The organism is Holophagales bacterium, assembly GCA_016719485.1.
Taxonomy (GTDB): domain Bacteria; phylum Acidobacteriota; class Thermoanaerobaculia; order UBA5066; family UBA5066; genus UBA5066.
Window position 1 is genome coordinate 65,028 of sequence record JADJZB010000033.1, and the last position, 21,311, is coordinate 86,338.

Annotated in this window: 11 protein-coding genes and 6 pseudogenes; 15 read left to right on the forward strand and 2 right to left on the reverse strand. The window is 69.4% G+C overall.

What is annotated here, in order from left to right; genetic code table 11:
- Positions 1-1,060: 1,060 nt before the first annotated feature.
- The 12 genes and pseudogenes from IPN03_24295 (at position 1,061) to IPN03_24350 (ending at position 17,248) form a co-directional block, all read left to right on the forward strand.
- A pseudogene (locus IPN03_24295) lies at positions 1,061-2,881 on the forward strand (Ig-like domain-containing protein).
- Positions 2,855-3,139: pseudogene (locus IPN03_24300) on the forward strand (hypothetical protein). The pseudogenes IPN03_24295 and IPN03_24300 overlap by 27 nt, the downstream one beginning before the upstream one ends.
- Before the next feature lie 1,494 nt (positions 3,140-4,633).
- Positions 4,634-5,590, forward strand: a pseudogene (locus IPN03_24305) (Ig-like domain-containing protein).
- Positions 5,591-8,485: 2,895 nt separating this feature from the next.
- Positions 8,486-8,689 (forward strand): annotated as a pseudogene (locus IPN03_24310) (hypothetical protein).
- Positions 8,690-10,828: 2,139 nt separating this feature from the next.
- A pseudogene (locus IPN03_24315) lies at positions 10,829-11,608 on the forward strand (RHS repeat protein).
- 276 nt (positions 11,609-11,884) lie between these two features.
- A pseudogene (locus tag IPN03_24320) lies at positions 11,885-12,202 on the forward strand (RHS repeat protein).
- Positions 12,203-12,271: 69 nt separating this feature from the next.
- Positions 12,272-13,963 (forward strand): RHS repeat protein, encoded by a 1,692-nt coding sequence (locus IPN03_24325; GenBank protein ID MBK9376749.1) that lies wholly within the window; start codon positions 12,272-12,274, stop codon positions 13,961-13,963.
- Positions 13,960-14,706, forward strand: a complete 747-nt coding sequence (locus IPN03_24330) for a hypothetical protein (GenBank protein ID MBK9376750.1) — start codon at positions 13,960-13,962, stop codon at positions 14,704-14,706. The genes IPN03_24325 and IPN03_24330 overlap by 4 nt, the downstream gene beginning before the upstream one ends.
- Positions 14,703-14,960: a hypothetical protein gene (locus IPN03_24335; GenBank protein ID MBK9376751.1), complete on the forward strand. Its 258-nt coding sequence runs from the start codon at positions 14,703-14,705 to the stop codon at positions 14,958-14,960. Before IPN03_24330 ends, IPN03_24335 begins: the two co-directional genes overlap by 4 nt.
- On the forward strand, positions 14,961-15,377 hold the full coding sequence (locus tag IPN03_24340; GenBank protein ID MBK9376752.1) for a hypothetical protein: 417 nt from the start codon (positions 14,961-14,963) through the stop codon (positions 15,375-15,377). It begins immediately after the preceding gene.
- 139 nt (positions 15,378-15,516) lie between these two features.
- Positions 15,517-16,380, forward strand: coding sequence for a nucleotidyltransferase domain-containing protein (locus IPN03_24345; GenBank protein ID MBK9376753.1), 864 nt, complete (start codon positions 15,517-15,519; stop codon positions 16,378-16,380).
- A gap of 247 nt (positions 16,381-16,627) precedes the next feature.
- The gene (locus IPN03_24350; protein ID MBK9376754.1) at positions 16,628-17,248 is read left to right on the forward strand and encodes a hypothetical protein; all 621 of its coding nucleotides are present in this window, start codon (positions 16,628-16,630) and stop codon (positions 17,246-17,248) included.
- A gap of 1,799 nt (positions 17,249-19,047) precedes the next feature.
- On the opposite strand, the gene IPN03_24355 is transcribed toward IPN03_24350, so the two are convergent.
- Together IPN03_24355 and IPN03_24360 are read right to left on the reverse strand one after the other, a co-directional pair.
- The gene (locus IPN03_24355) at positions 19,048-19,284 is read right to left on the reverse strand and encodes a hypothetical protein (protein ID MBK9376755.1); all 237 of its coding nucleotides are present in this window, start codon (positions 19,282-19,284) and stop codon (positions 19,048-19,050) included.
- Between the two features lie 104 nt (positions 19,285-19,388).
- Positions 19,389-19,634, reverse strand: coding sequence for a helix-turn-helix transcriptional regulator (locus IPN03_24360; GenBank protein MBK9376756.1), 246 nt, complete (start codon positions 19,632-19,634; stop codon positions 19,389-19,391).
- Positions 19,635-19,987: 353 nt separating this feature from the next.
- Here IPN03_24360 and IPN03_24365 point away from each other — a divergent pair, with 353 nt between their 5' ends.
- From IPN03_24365 to IPN03_24375, 3 genes are all read left to right on the forward strand, one after another.
- Positions 19,988-20,365 carry a hypothetical protein gene (locus tag IPN03_24365; GenBank protein ID MBK9376757.1) on the forward strand — a complete coding sequence of 126 codons (378 nt, stop codon included), beginning with the start codon at positions 19,988-19,990 and terminating at the stop codon, positions 20,363-20,365.
- The gene (locus IPN03_24370) at positions 20,362-20,604 is read left to right on the forward strand and encodes a hypothetical protein (GenBank protein MBK9376758.1); all 243 of its coding nucleotides are present in this window, start codon (positions 20,362-20,364) and stop codon (positions 20,602-20,604) included. The genes IPN03_24365 and IPN03_24370 overlap by 4 nt, the downstream gene beginning before the upstream one ends.
- Positions 20,605-20,921: 317 nt before the next feature.
- Positions 20,922-21,311, forward strand: a 390-nt coding sequence (locus IPN03_24375; protein MBK9376759.1) for a hypothetical protein, incomplete at its 3' end; no start/stop codon positions are given.

Sequence of the window (21,311 nt, forward strand, 5' to 3'; positions counted from 1 at the left end):
TCAGGCGCGCGTGACGCGGCTCGTGGAGGACGGCCCGCCCCTCGCGGCCGCATTCACCGAGTCGGGACAGCCTCTCGAGGACGGAACGGTCTTTCACCGGCCGGTCCGCCCGGAAGCGACGCCGCTTCCGCGCGTTCCCCTGCCGGAGATGGCGCTCCGCCTCGACGGAGCCTCGTTCCGGTCCGGGGACCTCGTCGCCACCGACGGGGCGCACCGGCTCGTCGCGCGCCTTCGGGACACGTGGGGCCGTGATGCGGAACCCTCGGTCTCGTTTCGGATCGTATCGAGCGGGAGCGAGCCTCCGCGCGTCTCCATCGTCTCGCCGACGGCGGGCGCGATCCTCGGAGCGAGTCCCATCGACGTGTCCGTCCTCGCCGAGACGGCCGTCTCGGTCGACGTCAACGGCATTGCGGCGACTCCCGCCGGAGACGGCTTCCTGGCGCGCGGCGTGCCTCTCGTGGAGGGAGCGAAGGTCCTTCTCGCCACCGGGCGCGACCGGGAGGGTCGCGTCGGGACGGCCCGTTCGACGGTCGTCCTCGACACGGTTCCTCCCGCGATCGAGCTCTTCGAGTCGGGGCTGATCCTGACCGACGGCCGCCTCTTCGCGCGGGCCGCCGTACCGGTCGTCTCGGTCGTCGAGGCGCATCCCGGTTCGACCGCCGCGACACTCGACGGGGCGTCGTTCGTCCCGGGGACGGCGGTCTCGAGCGAAGGGACGCACCGGCTCTCCGTCGTCGCCCAGGACCGCGCCGGTAACCGCGCGACCCGAACCGTGAGTTTCACCGTCGACACGTCGCCCCCCGCGCTCGCAATCACCCTGCCGGTGCCGGGGAGCGTCGTCGGCGCGCTCCCTGCTGCGCTCTCGGGAACCTGTGGCGACGCCGTCCGCGTGTCGTCGGCGGGGATGAACGTCATTCCGGTGAACGGGGCCTTCACGTTCCCGGCCTGGCCCTTCGTCGAGGGGCGGCCCACCGTTCTCGTCACGGCGGTGGACGCTGCGGGAAACGAAGCGCGCGCAGCGGCCGAGTACGTCGTCGACGTCGAGGCGCCCGATGTCGCCATCTCGTCTCCCGGCGAAGGGGCGATCCTCGGGCCGGGGCCGGTCTTCGTCAGGGGAACGGCGACAGACGCGACCCTGCGCGAGGTCACGGTCGAAGACCTGCCCGCGACCGTCGGGCGCGACGGAGAGTTCTCGGCGGGCCCCTTCTCGCGCCCCGACGGCGCCGTCGTCTTCACCGCGACGGCGAGCGACGCCGCGGGCCGATCGTCGACGGCGACCGTCCGCGTGACGGTCGACACGGTCCCGCCCGTCGTCACCGTCCGCATCGCCGCGACGGGCGCGCTCCTCGGACCGGGTGCGCTCCTCTCGTCTCCGCCGGTCCTCGACGTTCACGTCACCGATGCGACGACGCCGGCGCAGACGACGAAGGTCGTCCGGGTGGACGGCGCGCCGTACGGGGGCGAGCCGGTGACGGGAGAAGGGGCGCACCTGATCGACGTCGTTGCGACCGACGGCGCAGGGAACGTCGCGACGGCCTCCATCTCCTTCACGCTCGACACGACCCGGCCCACCTTCCGCGACCTCCTTCCGGCCGACGGCTGGGTGGGCCGGTTGGCCACGGTCACGGTCTCGGGGTCCGTCAGCTCCGATGCGGTCGGAGTCACGGTGAACGGCCTTGCGGCGAGTCTCGCCGGAGGCGCCTTCTCCCTCGCCGGAGTGACCCTTGCGGAAGGGGAGAACGCCGTCGCCCTGAACGCGGTCGACGGCGCGGGGAACGTCGGCACGGCCTCCCTTCGCCTCATCCGCGACACAATTCCCCCGGCGATCTCCGTGCTCCAGCCGGTCGCGGGCGCTCTCGTCGGCGCTCTCTCGGTGACCGTGTCCGGAACGGTCTCGGATCCGAACCTCGACACGGTCACGGTGGACGGCGGCGCGGCCGTCGTCGAAGGAAGCGCGTTCCGGCGAGACGGCGTGTCGCTCGTCGAAGGTGCGAACACGCTGACCGCGACCGCGCGCGACCGCGCCGGCAACTCCGCCTCGGCGACGGGCACGGTGACCGCCGACACGAACCCCCCGGCGATCGCGATCGGCGCGCCCGCTCCGGGGGCCGTCCTCGGCGCCTCACCCGCCGTCGTCACGGGGAGCGTCACGGACGCCAACCTGGACTCGGTCACCGTCAACGGTGTTCCCGCCGTCCTCGAGACGGCGGGCCGGTTCCGAGCCGAGGTTCCGCTTGCCGAGGGGCGCGCGACCATCACCGCCACGGCCCGCGACGCTCTCGGCCACGCGGCGGTGGCGAGCGTCTCCGTCACGCTCGACAGCGCCGCGCCGGTCGTGACGATCGTCTCGCCGCCCGATGGGGCGCGATTCCCGACGACGCCGCAACGCGTCGTCGTCCACCTCGCCTCGCGCGACAACGTCGAAGAGGTCACGGTCAACGGTCTCCTGGCGTCGCCGGACGGCGGGGACTTCGCGGTCGACGTCCCGCTCGCCGAGGGCCTCAACCCCCTCACGGCCCGCGCTCGGAAGTCGACGGGGAAGGAAGGGACGGCGAGCGCGACCGTCACACTCGACACCGTCCCGCCGCGCCTCGTCTCATCAATCCCCGCAGACGGCCAGGAAGGTGTCTCCCTTTCGCCAGAGATCCGTCTCACGTTCAGCGAGGAGCTCGACGGCGCGACCGTGATCCCGGGAGCATTCGTCCTCCGGGCCGCAGGCGAGGCCCAGAGCCCGGTCGCCGTCGCCGTGGAAGGGGCGGTCGTCACCGTCACCTCCGCGGCACCGCTCTCAGATTCACGCCTCTACGAGCTCGGACTCGCGGCATCTCTCAGAGATCTCACTGGAAACGCCCTCGTGCCGACGACCGTGCGCTTCTCCACGGTCGACCTGACCGCCCCGGACACACCCATCCTCGATCCGCTGCCACCCCTCCTCTGCGCCGTCACGAAGGACGTGACGGGCAGAGCCGAGCCGGGTGCGACGGTCGTCGCCACGGGCGGCGCGGCGGTGGCCCAGGCCACCGTCGGGGCCGGCGGCGCGTTCACGGTGAGCGTGCCGCTCCGGGCCGAGACGCACCAGACCCTTTCGGTCGTGGCGCGCGACGTGGCAGGGAACGCCTCTCCGGCTGCCAGCGTCTCCCTGACGACAGACTGCACCCCGCCGCACGTCGTCGACGTCGCCCGCACGGCGACGAATCTCACCGTCTCGTTCGACGAAGCGATCGACGCGGCCACCTTGCACGCCGGCGACACCGTCCGTCTCGACGAAACGACGGGGAGCACGGGGACGCTGCCGGTTTCGCTCGTTCTCTCCACGGACGGTCTCGTCCTCACCATCACGTCTCCCGGACGGGACCTGGGTGCTCTCGCGTTCGGCCTCGCACTGTCGTCAGGCGTCCGAGACCTCGCCGGAAACGCGCTCGTTCCGTTCGTCCGCGGCTTCGCGCCCCTCTCGGGCGCCACCGTCCTCGTCGGCGAGCTGTTCGACGACGCAACGTCGCGCCCTCTCGGCAGCGGCTCGGCCACCCTCCTCGTGGCGGGAGGCGTCGTTTCCGCGGAGCCGCTGCCGCGGGCGTCCGTCACCGCCGCCGGGCTCTACGCGCTTCCCGCGGTCGACGGTGACGCGCTCGTCCGGCTCTCGGCCCCGGGCTATCTGGACGTCTGGAGGCGGACGGCCGTCGTCGCGACGGCGGGTGCGACGCCGTCGGAGACGCTCTTCGACGCCCGCCTGACGCCGGTCGCTCCGGCAGCCGTAGCGGCGCCGAGAGATGGCGGGACGCTCTTCACCGCGAGTGACACCCCGGCTGCCCCGACCGCCGTCGCCGCCTCGAAGGTGACCCTCTTCGCGCCCGGTGGCGCTCTGTCGCCGGGGACGGTCGCGACGCTCACGCAGCGCTCCGCGCAGGGGCTCCCCGTCCTTCCGCCGCTCGGCTGGTCGGTCGCTGGAGCCACGCATGTGCGGCTTGTCGACGTCTCCGGGGACGCGGTCGATCCCTCGGCCCCGTTGACACTGCGCATCCCGGATTCCTACGGCGCCTCCACGGCGACACCCCTCACTCTCGCGCGCCTCGACCCGACCAGCTTCGCCTGGGTCGCCGAGGGGACGGCATCGCTCAGCGAAGGGGCGCTCGAGGCGTTCGTGTCTCACACCGGCGACTGGGCCGTCTTCGTACCCGATCCGCCTCCGACCGCGCCCCCGGCAGCGTCACCCGGAGCGCCCCTCGAAGGGACGATCCTCCCGGCGAGCGACCCGCTCGAAGCGGCCACGGTCTCCGCGTCTCCCGCCGACGTTCTCGCCTCTCAGACGGCCGCGGTCTCACTCACCGTCTCCTCGGCCCTGCCCGTCCCGTCGGGCTTTCCCATCCAGTGCCTCGTGACGGAAGAGCTGACTCTCCTGGACGGCTCGAGCGTCGCGGCGCCTTCGTTCCTGTCGGACCTCCTCCTCCAGCGCCGCGGTGACGGGACGACTGGCCTTTCGATCCTGGTCCGCGCGAGCGAAATGGCCCGTCGCGCGGCGCTCTCGATCGGATGGGAGCGGTTCGCGGTGAAGAGGTTCCCCTTCGAGGTCCGGCAGGGGACGGTCGTCACGCCTGCGGGAGGCTCCGTCCCCGGGCCGGCGGGGTGGTCGCTCGGAATGCCCGAGGGTGCCGTCGCGGCACCCGTGGCGGTCACGCTCACGCCTCTCTCACCGACCGACCTGCCGGTGGTGATCCCCGAAGGGTTCACTCTTCTCGGCAGCGTGCGCATCGGCTCCGGCGGCGCGGCTTTCTCGCTTCCCGCGGCGCTCTCGGTGGAGCTGGCTGCGCCACCTCCTGCGGGCCAGGACTTCCTTCTGGTCGCGCTCGAGGAGCGGGCGGGGCTCGTCGTCCCCCGGCCGGTAGCGCGCGCGGCGTGGGACGAGGCGACTTCGAGGCTCGCGACGCGTCCAATCGATCGTGCGGTGTTCCCGTGGCCCGGCGTCCGCGGCGACGGAACGTACGCGTTCGTCGCCTCCTCGGAGCCTCTCGCGTTCGTCTCCGGGCGCCTCTTCGGTCTCGACGGATCGCCGCTCCCGAACGTCGACGTCCGCGTCGCCGGCTGGCCGCTCGTCGGCGTCTCGGAGGCCGACGGGCTCTTCGCTCTGGCGATCCGGGCGCTGCCGGAGAACCTCGGTGCCGTGGAGCCGTCGACAGGCGACCTCGCGGCGCTCACCGTCGCGCCGCCCGCGCCGGGCGCCGAAGTCGTCGGCGTCGAGCTGCGTATCGTCGCGACGCCGCCCTGGGTCGCGGCAGTCACACCTGCCTCGGGCGCGACGGTCCTCGTCCACTCGCGCTTCACCGTCGAGTTCTCCGAACCGCTCGACCCTCTCTCCGTGACGCCGGAGAGCATCTTCCTCGCGGCCCATACGGGCGGCGGCGACGCGGTCGTCGTGGCCGCCCGGATGGAGGCGTCAGCCGGATCGCGCTCCGTCGTCGTCATTCCCGAGGCGACGCTCCCCGGGAACACGTCTCTCGTCCTCACCCTGCGCTCGACGCTCCGGGACCTCGCCGGACGCGGCCTCGTCGACCGCGTCACGCGCCTTCCCGCCGAGTTCGTGGCGACGTTCACGACGGAAGACCTGACTCCCCCCGACGGCAAGCCCTGGCTCGTGACCATCGGCCTGCCATCCGGCGACCCGCAGGCGCCGACCGTCGAGATCGTCGGCATCGCGGGTGCCGTGTGCCCCGGCTGTCACGTCGTCGCCACCAACGACACGACGCAGGCGACCGCCGCGACCGACGCCCTCTCCGACGGCTCGTTCCGACTCACGCTCGCCGCCCGCGCTACGGACGCGATCCGCATCGAGATCGAAAAGGCAAACGGGACGAAGCAGACCCTGCCTGCCGTGCCCTTCACCGGCGACGGCGGTCGGACCGCGATCGTCGGAGCCGGCGGCGGAACGTGGCAGACGCCGGAGGGCTATCGCCTCGACGTGCCCCAGGGCGCCTTCACCGAGCCGGTCACCGTCACGACGACCTCTCTTCCTCGGTCGGGTCTCGATGCCCTCGTCACGCCGCCACGAGATGTCGTCTGGGTGGACTCCTTCACCCTCGGGATGGAGGCAGGCGGCCAGCCCGCCACGGCGCGCGCCGGCTTCGACCTCTCGTTCGCGGCGCCTCCGCCGGCCGGCGCGACCGACCAGTTCCTCCTCGCCCAGGTCGTCGAGGTCTTCGGCGAGAGACGCCTCATGGTCGTCGACCTCCTGAGGCGGAGCGGCGACCGGCTCGTCACCGACCGGAGCGGGCAGGCGCTCCAGGCTCTCGCGCGTCAGGGGCTCGCGACGGTCGTCGATCTCGGGTCGTCCGGCGTGGCGGGCGCGACCTTTACCGTCGTGCCGGGATCTGCCGTGCGGCCCCTCGACGGATTCGGAGGCGGCTCGTTCGATCGCCCATCGACCTTCTTCGACGGCGTCGTGAAGAAGGGAACGTACGCCCTTTACAACACGGCGACGCTGATGGCCGTCGTGGCGGGGAGCTTCTCCGGTGCCACGCTCTACGCCACCTCGAGCGAGAGCGACTTCGTCTTCGCAGGGACCGAGGTTCTCACGCGGAACCTCTATCGCCTGGTCACGCCTGCGGGGCGGCCGTTTACCCTCACGCTGCGCGACGTCGATTCGGGCCTTGCCCTGTTCCAGGGCGACGTGACGCCGGGCATCGATCCGAACCTGGTGACCCCCGTCGACCCGCCGATGCGTCTCGACCCGGAGCCCCCGGCGGTTCTCTCGGCAAGCCCCGCGCTCGTCCATCGCTTCCTCGCGCCGCCCGCCGTGGCCGGCGGGGCGGGGACCGACATCGCGCCGCGCATAAGGGCGGAAGCGACCTTCTCCGGCTCCCACGTCCGCGTGACGTTGACCGGTGCTCCCGGCGCGGTCTCGCCCGGCGCCGTGGTACGCCTCCTGCACGTCTCCGCCGAGCCGGGGGAGCCCGGTGCGGGCGAGGCGCCTTTCACGACGGCGGGCCCGGACGGTGCGTTCACCGCCCTCGGGATCGAGGCCGTCCCCGGCGACCGTCTCTCCCTCGCCGTCGACAACACCGACGTCCCGATCGGAGCGCCGATCGTCGTCCGCTTCGACAAGCTCGTGAAGAGCCTCTCCTACGAGTCCTGGGGCGAGGTCATCCACCTCACGCCCACGGACGGCGGTGCACTGCCGGTCGAACTCCGGTTCGAGCCGGAGGAGTTCGACGGCGCGACACGGCAGGTCAAGGCGATTCCGGCAGCACCCCTGGAGCGCGGCCGGAAGTACATCCTGAGCGTTGAAGGAGCCATCGACACCGGTAGCCCCGGGAAGCCGATGTCGGCACGATTCGAGGTGGGGCTCGGTTCGCCCGAGCCCGAAGCCGTGGCGACGGAGTCGACCGGCTTCGTCCGGAAGGTCCTCGCGGTCGGCGGTCTCCTTTTCGAGACCGGCGAAAGCAACGACATCAAGGTGCGCGACATCAGCCGCCCGCCGTCGGGAAGCCTCGCGGGTCCGTGTGCATCGGTCCCCCTTCCCGGACCCGGACGCGACCTCGCGCTCGACGTCTTCGGCCGCCTCGTGTGCGTCGGCGGCGGGGCGGACGGGTACGGCTTCCTCAAGGTCTTCGACATCCTCCCCGGCTCGGGCTGCGCGGATCGCCTCGACGAAGCCGGAGCCGCTGTCGTCGCCACGCAGCTCGGAGGGGAGAACGCCGAGTACCCGGCTGGAGGAATCCCGAGGCGCGTCAGCTTCCACCAGCCGATCGAGAGGGAGACGTGGGTGGTGGGACGGACGAACCCGCCCGAGGGCTACTCGAGCGCCAGCCCGCTCGGAATCCGCCTTCCCTACGACCTCTCCGGCGTCGTCCCGGCCGGACCCGACCCGCTCCGGCCGCGGATGGTGAAGCTGACGAACGTCACCACGGGCGAATCGAGATCTCAGCGCGTCGCGCCGGGCGCGCCACTCGCGCTCTCGCTCGTGCGCGTCTCCCGCGGCGACCTCCTCGCACTCGAGCTCGGGACCTTCTCCATGGCCGTCGTCGACGTCCTCGGCTACGGACTCGCCATCGTCGACCTCGAGGCCGTCTACGCACCAGGAGACTCCTCGAATCCTTCTCCGACCGATCCCTCCCAGTCGACGGAGCTCTTCCTCGCCTACGACGGCACGAGCTCCGGGGGCGGCCTCCCCTGCCAACCCTCCAGATGCGACGTCCTCCAGCGCTGTGCCGCCACCGGACCGACCTGTGAGCTCTTCGCTGCGCCGCCTTCCGGACACGACGGCCTGGGCCTGCAGCCCATCACGAGCCTCGTCGCCCTCGCCGACGCCGTCGTGATACCGACGAAGATTCCTGACGAGGAGTTCCGGGTCGTCGGCGCGCTCAACGGGTACGGGCTCGTCTCCTTCAGCATCGACCTCCTCTCGCGGGCGCGGCCCGCGTCGGGAGAGAGGATTCGGGACGGGCACACCGCCGGACTCCTCGGGCACCTGCCGCTCAAGAGGGCCGGCGTCGGGATGGCGAGAGCCGTGGGCATCGCGGTTGCGCCCGGATTGGCGCGGCCCCGCAACGCCGGTTCCTGCTCCGTGGCGTGGCCGGCCGACGCGTCCGGTGACCCGCTCCCACGGGACCTCGCCTTCGTCGCGGCCGGTGACAACGGCGTCTGGGTGGTCGACGTCTCCGAGCCCGCGTCGATGAGCATCGTGGGGCGTCTCGACACGGAGGGAGGTGCCCTCACCGTCTCGGTCGACCCGCGAAGAAGGCTCCTCTACGTCGGCGACGCCGGGCAGGGCGTGAGGATCTTCGACGTCTCCGACCCGTGCGGCGAGACGGCGGTGGGCCTCGCGAACGACCCGCGCCTCGTGGCCGTACTCAGGTTCGGTGCCGATGGAAGCCACGGGGGCGTCTCCAACGTCCCCGTCGAGATCGACCCTGACACCGGCTTCGCCTACGCAGCCGCCAACCAGACGACAGGCACGGCGGGACTTCTCGGCACCTACACACTCGTCGCGCCGCCGCTGTACGCCGTCGCCGACACGGACCAGAACGGCTCCTTCGAGATCGTCTCCCGCGTCGTCCCGCTCGGCGTCGAGAACCCCTCGAAGGAAAGCGCCTTCGAATCCGCCGGCATCGCCGACCCCGCATCGGACACGCCTCCCTGGCCCTCTCGCGAGGACGGCACGAGCCACGACGCCTACGTCCCCGACCACTTCCGCCTCCTCGCGTTCCTGCCGGGAGGGGCGGGCAGAACCGTGGAGGCCGAGGTCACCTCCACGAGCCCGGAAGGCCTCGATCTCTTCCCGACCGCGCCCGGCTTCCCGAAGAGCGGCTACACCGTGGAGCGAAGCAACGCCGTCACGCTCCGCCGCCAGGGCGACGACCCCGCGCAGCCCGCCTTCAACCGCTATCTCTCCGACCCGATCGTCGTCCTCGCCGACCCGCGCGCGCAGCTCGAGTACGTGCGGACGACGGAAGAGACCGGGCGCCCGGGATTCACCGGTCACGGCAATCCCTTCGCCTGCCGAAACTGCGACGTCGCGGCCGACGTCAAGGACGGGCTCCTCTCCGAAGAGGCTTCGCCCGCTGGACGCGCGAAGCGCCTGGAGCTCTGGTCGGGCGACCGCATCCGCCTCTCCCTCGCGCCCTCCGTGAAGACGCTGTTTCCGCATCTCGCCGAGGTCGACCTGCGTGCTGCAGGAGTCGTTCTCGACTCCGTGCGCGGGGACCTCACGCCCGGGGTCCGGCAGAGGCCCGTTCTCTCCGATAGCAGCGTCCTCGGCGTTTCGACCCACTCCCTCGAGCTCGTCCTCGACGCGGTCGACGCGGAGGTCCCCGGTCGCCAGCTCTCCTTCGTCGCGGATCGCACCTATGCGAGCCAGGTCCTCCACGACGGCCCCCTGGGGCGTAACTGGGACTCGGCCCTCTTCGAGAGGCTCCGGCCGCTCCCTTCGGGCCACGTCGACTACTACGACGGAAGCGGGCGGCGCCTGACTTTCGAGGCGGTCGACGGACGCTTCTTCAGTCCCGCCGGGGTCGCCGCAGCACTGACCCTCGGCAAGGACGGCCGCTACTACCTCGTCGAGCCGGATCAGTCCATCACCGTCTTCGACGAGCACGGCCGCAGGCTCGCCTTCCAGGATCGCCGCGCGCAGAGCCTCTCGGGGCCCGAGGGGAACCGGCACCGGTTCTTCCACGATGCCCGTGGCCGTCTCGTCGGCGTGAAGGACGATCTCGGCCGCGCCATCGCCCTCGAATACCACCCCGTGACGGGCCACCTGAAGTCGATCCGCGACTTCGAGGGGCGGCAGGCCGATTACCTCGTCGACGCGGCGACGGGGACGCTGACGGATGCCTGGGGATTCGATCCGGGCAGCCCGAAGAGCAAGAGGCCTGGGACCCACTACACCTACGAGGGTGCGGCCGGGGGCCTTCGGGAATCGCTCCACTCCGCCGCGCAGCTCGAGACGGAAGTCGACGGGAACGGGAACGTGCCGTACGGCGTCAGCTGGAGCGGAACGTACCCGGGGGCCGTCGAGAGCGTCCAGCTCTTCGCGGATGCGGGCACGACGCATTTCGTCCTGGACCGCGGCACGCACACCGCCCTCGTTCGTGACGGCGGGGGGCAGGTCACGGAGTACAGGCACGATGGCGACGGGTTCCCGCGCTTCGTCACCGATCCGAAAGGCCACCAGACCGAGTTCGCGTACCTCGTACGGAACGGCCCGGGCGGCGTCGCGCGAACGGAAGGCCCCCTCACGCTCGTAAAGCCGCCTCTCGGGAACGCGGTGGAGCTGGAGTACGAGCAGGCGGCCCATTCGCGGTCCAGCCAGTTCAACCTGAAGAAGGTCACGCGCAGAGCCATGACCGGCAGGGCGGACCCTCCGCTCGTCACGGAGGTTCCGGAGTACGACGGCCACAACCTTCCGAAGAAGCTCGTCGCCACCGACGGAAAGGTCACGGAGATCCGGCGCGACGACAAGGGGGACCCGGATGTGGTTCTCCTCCCAGGGACCAGCCCGATCGACGTGGATGCGGACGTCTACGGCCGGGTGACGCGCGTGGCGGGAGCTTCCCGCGTGGTCGACCTCGGCTACGACGACGATCCGGGCAGGACCGGTGGACTGCGCCTGGCCCAGGTCGTGGGCGGCGAGAGCGTGACCCTCGGTCGCGATTCGAGAGGGAACGTCGAGACGATCACGGACCAGACGCTGCGCCAGACCCGCCTCACCTGGAACAAGCTCGACCAGGTCGAACGCGAAGAGCGGGGGGCGGGGACCTCGGGGGCCGAGGCCAACGTCGAGTACGACGCCGTCGGCCTGCCGGTTCGCTCCACCGTGCGGCTCGCCGCGCCGGAGGGTGAGCCGGCCGTCTACACCTCCTCGGACTACGAGTTCGACTCCCTCGGCCGACTCTTCAATCTGACCTCATCCGCTGCAGGGACCGTGACCGTTCGTTACGACACCCGCGGCAACCTCGCCTCGGTAGCGGACGCCATGGGAGGGCAGGTCGGTTTCACGTACGAGGCGCGGGGCCTGCTCGAGACCGTGACCGACCCCTCCGGCGCGATCACGAGACTCGAGAGAAATGCCAACGGCACTCCCGAGTCGATTCAGGACCCCCGCGGCCGCACCACACGGTTCGTCTTCGATGGCCACGAGCGGGTCATCGGAACGAACGACGATGCCGGAGCGATCACGTCCGTCGTGCGCGACGCGGCGGGCCGCGTGCGCGAGTCGAAGGTCTTCGACAAGAACGAGCAGGGTGCAAGCAGGAACCTGTTCTCCTGGACCACGTTCGACTACGACGCTGGCGGACGCCCCTTCAGGCGGACCCGCAAGCTGTTCGAGGTCCCCGCGCCGGAGCCGGTCGCCGTCGACGTCGTCACGGAGTGGACACGGGACGGTGCAGGCCGCGTCATCGAGGAGAGGGATCCCCTCGGCCGGATCACGAAGACGGAGTACGACGGCGCAGGACGCGTGTGGATCGTGACGGATGCGGCCGGAAACGAGCTCGAGTTCACCTACGACGGCGGCGGCCGGAAGTGGAAGGAAGAGCGCCGGGACCGCAACAGCGACGGAACGTTCGTGGTGCGTCTCACCGAGTTCACCTACGACGATCAGGGCCGCCTCTGGAAAGTGACGGGTCCCGGAAGCCGGGTCACGGAGTACGAGTACGACGGCCGGGGCCTGAGGACAAAGGAGATCGACCCGGACGGCGGCATCACTCGCTTCGAGCACGACCTCGCCGGCCGGCTCGCGAAGCGGACCGACCCGCTCGGCTTCGTCACGCGCTGGGAGCACGACCTGCGCGGAAAACTCCTGAAGGTCACCGACGCCAAAGGGAACCCCACGACGTACGCGTGGGACGCCCGGGGCCTCCTCGTGGCCGAGACGCGTGGTGAGCCCGTCGACCACCCGAAGGGCACTTCCAACCTGCCGACCTGGCGCTTCACCTACGATGCGCGCGGGAACCGCGAAACGGCCACCGATCCGAACGGGACGGTGCAGATCTTCGCGCACGACGACGCCGGGCGCCTCACCGGCCGCACCGTCCAGAAGGCGCCAGGCGTCGGCGGCGTCGACGCGACGTCGTTCAGCCTAGACGTCCTCGGTCGCCCACACGCTGAATGGGCCCAGTCCGGTCCGACCCGCGTCGAGCGGACCCGCCGGTTCGATTCACTCGACCGGGCCCTGGAGGAGACGCTCCGAATCGGCACCGGTCCCCAGCGGAGCCTCGGCCGCACGTTCGACGCGGCCGACAATCCGGTCTCGCTCACCTACCCGTCGGGTCGGACGATTTCACGCGCCTATGACCCGCTGAACCGCCTCTCTGAGGTCCAGTCGGCGGCGGGCGACGTCCTGGTCCACTACGACGACCTCGGTTCCCGGCAGGTCAGAAAGGTCCTCGGCAACGGCCTCACGGAGAAGCGGGGATACGACGATTCCGGGTGGCTCGAACACCTCGATGTCGGCCCCGCAGCGAACCCCAACGGCACCTTCTCCGTCACGTACGGCCGGAACGGCCGCTCGCTCAAGACCGGCGTGATACGTGCGGACCTCGGAAAGCGCCACGCCTACGAGTACGACGCGGCCAGCCGGATCCTCCGGGAGCAGCTCGGCCTTGTCGAGCCCCCGCCTCCGGACCCGGCTCCGAACCCGCCGGAGATCGAGAACTTCCTCACCCTCGACGGCCTTCTCAACATCGTCACGGAAGAGAGGACCGAAGCGGGGACGAAGGTCACGACCTCGGCTGCGACGAACTCCCGCAACCAGATCACACAGTGGGGCAGCGACGCCGCCACCTACGACGCGAACGGAAACGTCTCCTCCTTCCGGGGTCGGACGCTCCACTACGACGCCGACAACCGGCTCGTCTCCGCGGCCCTCCCTGGCGGAGGAACGTACGAGGTCCTCCGCGACGCCTCCGGCCGCAAGGTCCGGGAGACCCTGACCGCCTCCGGCACCTCTCACGCCATCGACGTCGTCCAGGACGGCGACCGTACTCTCGAGACCTTCGCGGTCAACGAGGGCGTCCCGCTCGAGTCCCTCGTCTACGGCCGGGGCATCGACGAGGTCGTTCGCGCCGACCTGGACCCCGACGGCGACGGAACGGCCACGACCGTCATCCCGATCCAGGACGAGCTCGGCAACGTCGCCTACCTCACCGGTCCCGACGGCACGGTTCTCGAACGCTACGACTACGAGACCTACGGCCGCTTCCGCGTCTTCGCTCCCGACGGCTCCGCCCGCACCACCTCCGCCTTCGGCTGGAACCGCCTCTTCCAGGGGCGCGAGTACGTCGCCGCCCTCGAAGCCTACGACTTCCGCAACCGCCACCTCCTCCCCGCCCTCGGCCGCTTCGCCCAGGAAGACCCCCTCGGCTACGTCGACAGCCTGAATCTCTACCAGGCCTTCGGCGGCGGGTGGGTGACCCGTGGGGGCTCATCACGACGTTCACGGCGAATGTCGGTGCTGGCGACGTTCTGCCGACGGTGAACCTAGAGACCGGTAATACAGCTGTCGACGCTGTACTTGGGATAGGGAACAACCTCTTCAACCTCAGCGCCAAGTTCGTGAACGCAGGCGCGAACTTCTTCGCCGGATCGGCAGTCGTACAGGACAAGGTCGATGAGAAGGTTGCGGAGAAGGGAATCGCCTGCCGGGGTTGCACGAGCTTCGGCATCGAAATGGCTGGGGTCCTTAGCGGCACCCGCGAGGCTCAGGCGGCGTATGAGGTTCTCGGTGCTTACGGCCGGGCCCTTGGCGGTCGATTCGCGCCCAAGCCTGCGGCGGGAACCGGGGAAGCGGGATCCGCGGTCCAGAACGGGGGATCGCCGAGCCAGCTGACGGCGGGGAGGTCCTGGGAAGATGCTGAACTCGCCAGCCTAGGCAAGGCAAAGAACACCGAGGTGTGGCGTCCAACGCCAGCGGAGATCGACAGCGCTGCGTTCAAGACAGTCGTCGGTCCTGCGAAGTACACGCCGAAGGGTCTCCCGGTAGGAACCAGCGTGGACATCGCAGAGGCGGGTGGAAGCATCGAGATCAAGGGCGGCACGAAGGTGCTTGAATCTTCCTACCAGCTACGCTTGCAGACGTATCACGCCCTGAAGACGGAAACTCCGCTGACAGTCCGAACCGCTCGGCCGGTCAATCCGACCTTTGCCGACTGGCTGAGGAGATGGGGGGTCAACGTGGAGAATCCCTCTGCAGTGAAGCCCGTGACGGGAGGTGCGCCGTGAGGGAACGGTACACGCATCACCAGGTCGCACGGGGTACGAGAGCCGATGCTGAGGTGGGGAGCAAGTGGTACTTGCTGAAGAAGGTACCCGTCCTTCATGCGACCTATCAGGTGCGGTTACTTGCCTTCCGCGCACAACAGGAGCACAGACAGCTGGTGATTCGCGTGCCCCCTGCCTTCAAGGCCGGTCCTTCTCTTCGCGATCTCGTCCGCGAGCTGAAGGGCGTTATCCGCATCGAGAAGAGTGATCGTTGAATGGGCCTGTATCTTGCCGTCTTTGATGGCGACGAAGAGCTCGAAGGTGTGGAGGTCGGCTCCTACGCGGACTTCGGGGAATTCCGGGACGCTGTGGCGGGTAACCTTGAACGAGGCGCGATTGGATCGCGCTTCCCGACGTTGATGCTCCATTCGGACTGCGACGGTAGCTGGTCTCCCGAGGAGGCTGGACGACTGCAAGTGGAGCTGAGGCAGATTGCGGATGAATTCCGAAGGCTGCCGCCACTCGAACTGAAACCCGGCAGCTGGCAAGCCGAGGTCGCGAGGGGGCTAGGCATTAGGGCGACCGATCTCTATGAGACCTTTATCGATGTCGATGGCGAGCCACTGATCGAGAGACTCGTGCAGCTGGCAGCGGTCTCTCAGCGGAGCGGCAGGGAGATACTTTTTCAGTGAGCGACGGACCGATGCCTGGCCGATCGGGGTCAGGTCTTGAATTTCTGCTATAGCATCGGGCTGAAGGTCGCGATGACGATGGGACGAGGGGCACGCCGAAAGAGAGCACTGCAAGCTCTAGCCGAGAAGGAGGCGACGGGTGGCCACGACGGTTAGGCAGAGTTTTGCCGAACTCCGTCGAAATCTAGAGATCACGGATCTCCAGGCATCGACAGTATCGACACGGCAGTCAAAGGTGCGCGAGGTGCTGCAGGATGGGATGACCGTCCTCGACTCCTTCCTGGTCGGCTCTTATCAGCGAAACACGATGATCAGGCCGCTCAAGGAGGCGGACGTCGATATCTTCGTGGTCCTCGACCCGAAGTACTACGACGCCAGCGGGTACGCCTCACTGCTCGACAAGGTGAAGGGAACGCTTCGGAAGGCCTATGAGACGCCGGACATCAGTCGAAATGGGCAGGCTGTCACCATCTTCTTTTCGGACTTTCGCGTGGATGTGGTGCCGGCCTTTAACAGGACAGGCGGCGGCTATCTGATCCCGAATTCGGTGCTCAAGCAGTGGATATCGACGCACCCGAAAGTGCACATCGATCAATGGGCCAGTGAGAACAAGGTCCATGGCGGCGATCTGGTGCCGCTGCTGAAGATGCTGAAGGCCTGGAATCGCGAGAACGGTAGCCTGATGACGTCATTCCATCTCGAGACACTGGCATTGAAGATTCTCACAGGGGTCACGATCTCTGACTTCTGGTCGGGGGCGCGATACGTCTTCGATAAGGCAAGGACTCTGGTGCCGTACCCCGTTCTTGACCCGGCAGGGTATGGAGGGAATGTCGGCGCGTATCTGAACACCGCGGCCAAGGTGTCCAATGTCGTCAGTCATCTGGAGACGGCGTATAGCAGGGCGGTTTCGGCGGAGGAGCTTGAGAGCAATGGTAAAACCTCGGAGGCCGTCGCGAAATGGAGGCTCGTTTTCGGTAGCTACTTCCCGGCGTACGGGTGACACATGGCGAGCCTTGTAGCTCTTGCGCGGGCCGAGTTTCAGCGAGTAAGCGTCTTGCACCGTTTTCGCTTTCTCGCCCATCTCGGCACCCTTTTCCCTTGGGGCTGCGACGCTCTTCCTGCACGAGCCATTCGCGCACGCCTGCTCGATCGCAGCTGTCTCGACAGAGCTGATCGCGTACCTCGTACGTCTCCACGCCGGGCAGCTGCATGGCCATGGAGCGGGGGCGCTTCGTCGAGCACAGCTCATGGAGGCTCTCGGTAAGACTGCTGAACCTCTGGATCTGGCCGACATCCGAACGGGTTTCTCTTCGAGCACCGAGAAACGTGCTGCTGCATTCGAAGACGCTCGGTACTACGCAGCGGTAGAGCCGTGCGGGCCGAGGCGGCTGGTCGCGCTTCTCCAGGAGAGTGCTTTCTGGAGCAAACACCTTTACAGGACCGCGGGGGAACGATCCCTATCCCTCTGGCTCATTGTGCTCGGGGTCGTGGCGTGCGTACTGGTATTCGGACAGCCCTTCTTCTCGTCGAACCTCGCTCTGAACTTCGCCCGCACCGCCGCGGTCTTTCTTTCCTTCGTGTCAGCTACGGATGGGCTCACGAGAGCCCTCGAGTGGCGGCACGCGGCCGAGCTCACGAAGGCGGTGGACAGGAGGCTTGAGCACATCGACGGAGACGTGGAAGAGCCGCTGCTGGCGATCTTCGCGGACTATGCGGTGATAACAGCATCCGCTCCGCCGATTCCCGCTGGAATCTACAAGGCCGAACAAGAGCGCCTGAACGCGCTCTGGAGCCAGCGGAAAGGCAGCGGCCCACCGGATGCCGCGCTTACCGGTGGAAGCGATCGACAGACTCCGGGAGCCCGGTGATCGAGACGGACCTGACCGGAGCCGAACGGGCACCGCACGGCGCCTGCGGGCGCCGTGGGACCGGGAGCGCCCCCGGGCGGCTCCGGCGGGAGGGGCGGAGGAGCCGGACGCTCTGCGAGGCGCGCGCCGGGCGGGGCCCCAATTTCCCCGCCCCGTCACGCGCCTCGCATCCCTGCCGCGGCGCGTAGCTGCGGCGAAGCGTCGCCTTCGCTCCGCGCGCGCGTCAGGGGCGCTTGCCGATAAGCGCGCTTATCGGCCCCGGAACGGCTGAAGTCCCGCTGCGCTTCGCTGCGCGGGGGCGCCCCTCCCGCCTCCGGGTCCGGCCTTCGGCCGGACCTTTGACATAACGTCTGAACGCTATGTCAAACCGCCGGGGGCGAGCGGCGCGCGCTCGATCGCGCGGTCGCTGAAGGGCCTGTCACGTCGCTCGCGAACGCGCCGCCGCACGCGCCTGCGGTGCTCGCGAGCTGCGCTCCTCGGCCCGGCGGCGGCGCGAGCGAGCGCCGCGCCAGGCCATCGAACAGCGGCGGCGTCGGCTGCGCCGACGCGGCGCTGAAGCGCTGGCACTGCGGGCGCGGAGACCGGGGCGCGGACCTCTGCGCTCCTCGCTTCGCTGCGGTGCTCGAGCACCGCGCCCCGAGCGCCCTCGCGCCAGCGCGCCGGGGACCGCCCGGGAGCGGCTAAAGAAAGAAGCCTGGCAGCCCTTCTCGCCGAACTTCTTCTGCATCGGAGGGCTCGCAGGCAAACGACGTTTGCCACAGAGGCCGCGTAGCCGAACGATTTCTGCCACCTCCACGGCGACGCATCGGACGTCCCTCTCGTCGCCGCCGACGACCCCGAGGCCGTGCGCCCCGGTCCTCGGCCGTCAAGGAATCGGCTCTACGAGCCTCGCGCTACGCGCGTCCTTGACCGCCTGCGGGCCGGAGCGCGACGTCTCTGATATCGCGGAGCCCATTCGGTCTCCGCGTCGACGAGCGCCGCGGGACGACGCCGAAGCTCGAGCTACTTTCTTCCTTTAGCCGCTTCCCTCGTCGGTCTCGCCCTCGTTGTCGGTGTCGTCGTCGTCCGCCCTGGCGGGAGGCTGCGCGCGCGAAGGTGCCCGAGCGCGGGCATACGGCCCGCGCGAGAGGACCGCAGCGCGGCCGAGCGGCCGCACTGCCAGGGCATTGAGCGCCGCGCCGGCAGGCGCCGCCTTTGAAGGGATGCCCGGCGCGGGGGCTGCGCGGGCGCGCCAAGGCCCGAGCAGTGAACGCGCAGGGGCTTGGCGTGCCCGACCTCGCAGCCCGCGTGACGGGCCTTTAGCTGCACGCGCCGCCGTGAAGCGGAAGCTGAGCTTCCGTAGGCCGCGCGCTCCCTACACCCGCGGGCGGTGTCGGTCGCAACTTGTTCGACCGCAGGGCCAACTGCGCCGGCCCGGAGGCGGGAAGGCCCGCCCCCTCGCGGCTAACGCCGCGAGGGACATGGCTGGTGCCGGGCGGCCGAAGTGCACTTCGGCCGAAGCGGCCCGGCCCGGGCGCGGCGGCGCGAAGCGCCGGGACACGGAGGCCGCCCTCGGCCGCAGTGACGCGACCGGGGCGGGATGCGAGGGGCGTGACGGGCGGGAGGCCGGGAGGGACCCGCCCGGCGCGACCCTCGCGGAGCGTCCGGCTCGACCGGGCCTTCCGCCGGAGCCGCCCGCGGGTGCCCTTTCGTGCTTGCCGGACGGGCCGGCTGGTGTCCGCCATCGCGTCGTCGGCGGCGCGCGGCAAGAGCCTCGACAGAGGTCAGAAGTCCTCATCTTCCGCCCGGCACCGCGGTGGTCAGTCCCACGGTTCGCCGCCAGTCCCGTCCTCGAGGTGCCTCCCGCAGCGATCGCAGTCCTTCTGCGGGAGATCATCCACGACGTCGATCGAAATGAAAGGGAGCCAGTTCGGTGGCATCACACCGTCCTCGAGGAGACGAAGCCGGTGGACGCAGGTCGGACAGTAGACGAGGACGCCGTCGGTAAAGGCGAGCCTGTGGTCGGTGTTGCGGGGTTGTTTCGGCAGAGTGGTCATCGAGCGGAAGGTGCCCCCGTGATTGGACAAATGGCGTCCTTGAGGGAAATCGCGGGAGCGCGCGCCCAGGGATCGGACTGCGGCGGCAGTGTCGGCGGTCTCGACTACTGGCGGGAGGACGACGGTCGTTCGTCAGCGTCCGCGAAGAGCGAACCGGCGTTGACCTCGAGTCCGCGCGCGACCTTGAGGAGGTTGATCACGGCCACGTTCCGCTCGCCGCGTTCGATCCCACCGTAGTACGTCCGGTCGAGACCGCAGTGATGCGCGAAGGCCTCCTGAGACCAGCCACGCTCCTCGCGCAACGCCCGGATCCTCGCTCCGAGGGTGACGAGGTCACGATGCCTCTGCATGTCGATGGCACCCTAGCGAAAGCACTGGCGATGAGGCGACGGGCGATGAGCACACTGTTGATAAGATAACGGGTTATAAGTATCCTATGTCTGTGAACACAGCGTTCGAGACTGAGCACCTGCCGCACCCTGCCGCCACGTACGAGTCGTATTACGGGACAGGGATTCGCTTCGGCGCACAGCAGAGAGCCGGAGGATGGCGCCCGTCGACGGGAAGGTGCTGCATGCCCTCCTGTCGGCAGGCGGGGGGGCGGGATGAAGGAGGAGGGCAGGAGATGGGGCGGAATGCGGGGACCTCGAAAGGCCGACGTGGCCTCGGGAAGCCGAGGCGGGAGCCTCCCGCAACCGAGGTCATGGAATGGCTCGACGGTGTGCTCGCTGACCCGGAGCTCGGGAGGGCGGTCGAAGAGCGCCTGATCGAGATGAGGGCCGAACAGAGGCGCGAAGCCGCGCGATCGAGGGGGCTCTATGGGCAAGGTCTCGATGTCCCGCGGCAAGAGCCGCCTCAGCGTGGCAACGCTCGAGGCCAGCGAGAGACATCGTCGGTACCGGGAAAACAGACTCCGTTCATCGTGAGGACGCCGGATCCAGACCTGTCTGCCACGGCTCGACGCCTCGGGATGAAGGCCGAGGACGTTGCGAGGCTCGACGAGCTTATCGAGTCGAGGTGCGAACGGGTCGCCACGAAGAGGCGTGTGGCAAGGACCGCGCCGAAGAAGGGACGAGGATGAGCGAGGACGAAGCCGACCGCGACGCCGCGTCCGCCCCGCCCGAGGCGGGCGACGTCGGGTCTATCGAGGAGCGACGGCGACGGTTCCTCGTGGCATCGGAGAAGGTGCGCCGCGCTCTCGAGGCCAGGGGCGTGAGCGAGAGGGACATTCAGCGGGACTTCGAGGCATGGAGGGAAGCCCGCAGGCGAAGCAGGTCGACCTCGGGCGGGCACGGCACCTGCGCCCCGTCACGCTCATGAGTCGGGCAGGTGAGGTCCGGCGCACTCCGGACCCCATGCTCGCGGCACGCCTGCTTCAGGCCGCCAAGAGGGCGAGTCAGGGCGAGCGGGTCCGTGTGCGGATCGGACGGTGCCGAGTGGCGGTGGTCCCCCTGGAGGACGTCCTCTTCCTCGAGAAGCTCGAGGACGAGGAAGACCTGCGGGACGTACGCGCCTCTCGTGCGGAGACGGAGCGCATGGGAACGATCCCGTGGGATCAGGTGAAGGCGACGCTCGGCCTCGACGGAAGCCGCAACGAAACCTCCGCGTCACCGGAACGAACGAGCACGAAGAGCGCCGTGGACGAGATCAAGGCCTTCCACGACGCCGAGGCACGCACGTTGACGGTCTGGTTCGGGAGACCCGAGGATGAACACGACTACGAAGAGGTCGGCGGGGATGTCGTGCTGATCAAGGACGGAGACGGGGTCGTCATCGGCCTCGAAAAGCTGGGATTCGTCGCCGAGCCCGAGAGTCTCCGGCTGGTCTTGGAGGGGAGCAGCGGCGCCGGAGACGGAACTCCGACGAAGGGGACGGAGTGCGCGCCGACTGAGGCGTCCGTGCGCGGCCGTCCGGTGCGTGTGGAGAACGGCGGGCACGTCGTCGGGGTGATGATCTCGGATGAGGACTTCGCACTCTTCCGGCGCCTCCTCGACGCCGAAGAGAACAGGATGGACATCGCCACGGCA